Source organism: Candidatus Cloacimonadota bacterium, assembly GCA_020532355.1.
In the GTDB taxonomy this organism is placed as follows: domain Bacteria; phylum Cloacimonadota; class Cloacimonadia; order Cloacimonadales; family Cloacimonadaceae; genus UBA5456.
Map to the genome: position 1 here is coordinate 1 of JAJBBD010000088.1, position 3,333 is coordinate 3,333.

General features: G+C 38.5%; 6 protein-coding genes. All 6 read right to left on the minus strand.

Annotated elements, in window-relative coordinates:
- The coding region (locus tag LHW48_02840) for a hypothetical protein (GenBank protein ID MCB5259396.1) at positions 1–649 on the minus strand (649 nt) is incomplete at its 3' end.
- Complete coding sequence (lspA, locus tag LHW48_02845) at positions 650–1,207, minus strand: signal peptidase II (protein MCB5259397.1); 558 nt, start codon at positions 1,205–1,207, stop codon at positions 650–652.
- Between the two features lie 6 nt (positions 1,208–1,213).
- Positions 1,214–1,615, minus strand: coding sequence for a TraR/DksA family transcriptional regulator (locus LHW48_02850; protein ID MCB5259398.1), 402 nt, complete (start codon positions 1,613–1,615; stop codon positions 1,214–1,216).
- Between the two features lie 77 nt (positions 1,616–1,692).
- Entirely contained in the window at positions 1,693–2,499 is an 807-nt protein-coding gene (locus LHW48_02855) for a purine-nucleoside phosphorylase (GenBank protein ID MCB5259399.1), read from the minus strand.
- Positions 2,496–3,065, minus strand: coding sequence for a DivIVA domain-containing protein (locus tag LHW48_02860; protein ID MCB5259400.1), 570 nt, complete (start codon positions 3,063–3,065; stop codon positions 2,496–2,498). The genes LHW48_02855 and LHW48_02860 overlap by 4 nt, the downstream gene beginning before the upstream one ends.
- A gap of 15 nt (positions 3,066–3,080) precedes the next feature.
- Positions 3,081–3,299, minus strand: coding sequence for a YggT family protein (locus tag LHW48_02865; protein MCB5259401.1), 219 nt, complete (start codon positions 3,297–3,299; stop codon positions 3,081–3,083).
- Positions 3,300–3,333: the final 34 nt, after the last annotated feature.

A 3,333-nucleotide genomic window follows, 5' to 3' on the forward strand; every position in this document is an offset into this window, starting at 1 on the left:
TCATATCATTTGCATTTCGGGGAGAAAATTTGTATCCTGCTGCACTATGATAATCTACAACGCCTTGCATCATATGCCAAGATTCATTAACAACTAAAGTCCCTGCAGGTGGAATGTACATAATATCATCACCCATAGCTTGAATTCCGCTGGTATCGGAAATCTTAAATTGTCCGTAAGAATCTGGAGTGCTTCGTACCTTAACATCATTAAAACGAACAAATACACCCTCATATTTTTCGGAAGAGGAGCTACCATAAGGCATATCTTGTGTGCTTATTGTTGTAACAGGTATGGAGTTATTCTGTGAAATTATCTCATAAGATGTAACGTTTGTAAACTCCGTAAGATTGTAGTATTCGTCAACAGTGCCGGTTAAAAGAACCATATCACCAAGTTCCACGGCATTACTTGTGTTTCTGTGATAAACGTACAATCCGCTCCATTCTCCGCCTAACTGATCTCCTATCCAGAAACCGGTTCCCGCATTGATGGCAGTAACTATGCCTTGCACTTGTACGGTGTGTCCGTTATATGGTGAATCCCCGCTACTGTCTGTTGTATATTGAATATCATAACAGCTAAGCGGGTCTGCCATAATCCCAACAGCAATAGTAAGGGCTAAAATGCTTAGAACTATACCTTTCATTTATATCTCCTTGGTATGAATCTCTTCACTAATATGCTCATTCAGATCTGGTGTTTCGATCATGTGTGCATCTTTTATAAAAATCATATCTATAATAAGAAGGCAAACAGCAATAAAGATGGAGCTATCTGCAATATTAAATATTGGGAAACGCTGCATAATAAAATCTGGGAAATCTACATTGATAAAATCTGTAACACCTCCGAACAAAAAACGGTCGATCAGATTTCCTAGCGCTCCGCCCAAAACCAGACCAAATGCAATCACCTGAATGCGATGAATGCTTTGGTAAAGTAAGTAGAGGATGAAAATGAGAGCTAGAACAGTAGTTATAATAAAGAATATTCTATTGGTTTGATCGCTGGAAAAGCCAATACTGAATGCAGCTCCGGTATTGTTGACTCTGGTTAACATAAAGGTTTCACCAAACACCGATTTCAAAATGGGAATACTTTGATACATATGCATAAATGTTCTTACCAATACCTTCGAAATCTGGTCTAGAATAAGGATCAATCCCATAATCAAGTATGCATAAGAGGTGTTTATATTTCTCATAGATTCTTAACGTTTTTGTTTACGTTTTTTTACTTCCATTTTTTCTTTGCATTCTATGCAAAGCGTGGCGTAAGGAATTATCTGAAGGCGGCTATCAGGGATATTTTCACCACACATTTCGCATAATCCAAAGCTACCATCCTGGATTCGGCGCATAGCGTCGTTAAGCAAGCGTATTTTTTCTCTTTCACTTTCCATCATCATTACTGTGTGTTCCATGTAGTTTGTATCGGAACCTTGATCTGCCTGATGATAAGAATAAGAAGAAAGATCTCCGCTACTTTCGCGAGCTCCCACACTTTGTTCTTTGTTTATGTTTTCGATATACTGCACACTCTCATGAAGTTCTTTACGAATAAGTTCTTCATAGAATCGCAATTTCTCGGTTGACAGCGTTTTACGTGCCATAAGGTACTCCTAAACTTATCTATCTTTTATCTAATATTCCATACAATAAAAAATGCTTTGCTGTGTCAATAAAAATATCAGATACGATCAACAAACACGCTGATGATCTTTTTCAGATGATTTGAGGCTACAGCAGCATTATGACGTATTTCTTCTTGAGAATGAGCTTCACTATGGAATAAATTGCTATAATTAGTCACAATTGAATATGCTAATACACGCATTCCGGCATGACGTGCAGCTATAACTTCAGGAACTGTAGACATGCCAACCAGATGTGCGCCCATCTGGGCAAAAGCAGCGCATTCTGCTTTTGTTTCCAAGCTTGGTCCGGTTACCGCTAAATATACACCTTTAGAAACTGGGATGCTATGTATAGCGGCAATTTCATCGCAAATCTTGCGAAACTGGGGATCGTAGAGTTCATTCATAGAAGGAAAACGTTCACCTAATGATTCATCATTTATTCCGATTAAGGGATTTGTTCCCATAAAGTTTATGTGATCAGTAATCTGCACTATAGAGCCTGGGCTCAGTTCTTTTTTAAGACTACCCGCAGCATTGGTCACGATGAGGTTATTTATACCCAATGCAGACATAACTTGAGTGGGGAATACTACCTGTTTCATAGAATGACCTTCATAGAAATGGAATCGTCCTTGCAGGAATGCAACGGTAGTATGATTAACTTTTGCAAAAATTAGGTTTCCTTTATGTGATGGGGCGGTGCTTTGAACAAAACCCGGAATCTCTTTGTAGGGAATTGTAGAAATAACCTCGAAAGATTCTGCCATATCACTCAATCCAGTTCCAAGTATAATGGCTGCTTTAGGTTGATCAGAAAATTTGTTCTTAAGCCATTGTGCAGTTTCTCTATATGTCATCCTTTTACTCCTGCATGGGGTTGGGGTACGATATCTTCTTTTATCTGCTTAAACTCTCCATCCATCAATTGTTCAGTATCCTTGCTTAGTAAGGGATCTTTATTAATGCGATCTTGGAAGCTTTGCAGTTCCACTTTAAACTGCATCAAGAATTGGCGTTTTTGTTCTTTGATGGACAAATACTGATGTTCCAAAACACTAAGATGCTGTTTTGCTTCGTTAATTGCGCGTTTAGCTTTAAGTTCTGCTTCATGAATGATGTTTTCGGCTTCCTTGCGGGCATTAGCGATAATATCCGCTTTAGTTTTTTCGGCAAATACAAGTGTTCTGCTAATAAGCTCTTCACGACGCTTGAGGTCTTCCACGGCAGAATTTGCAGAGACTGCTTCTTGTTTTACCTCGTACTGCATTTGCTCGCGGCGCGATAATTCACGCTCTTGTTTTCTCAATAATTCGTCTAACTCCGAAGCTACTTGTTCCAAAAAGGCACGCACTTCCTTTTTGTTGTAGCCAAACATTTGTCCAGAAAACTCTTGATGTCTTATATCTAAAGGGAATAGGGGCATTTTATATTCCTCCCGCTATATTAAGCTGCCAAGTATCCTTTGCAGGATATTTAAAAGAAGATAAGCCACAATAGGCGAAAAATCAAGTCCCATATTTGGTATAATATTGCGTATTGGGGCTAGTAATGGTTCGGTCATGGTAAATAAAAATCTATAGATGGGGTTATAAGGATTTTGCACAATCCAGCTTGCTATTACTCTGGCAAAAATGATCAAATTATACATGTTGATCATCTGGATAATAACCAGTATAATTAGAACATGAGGA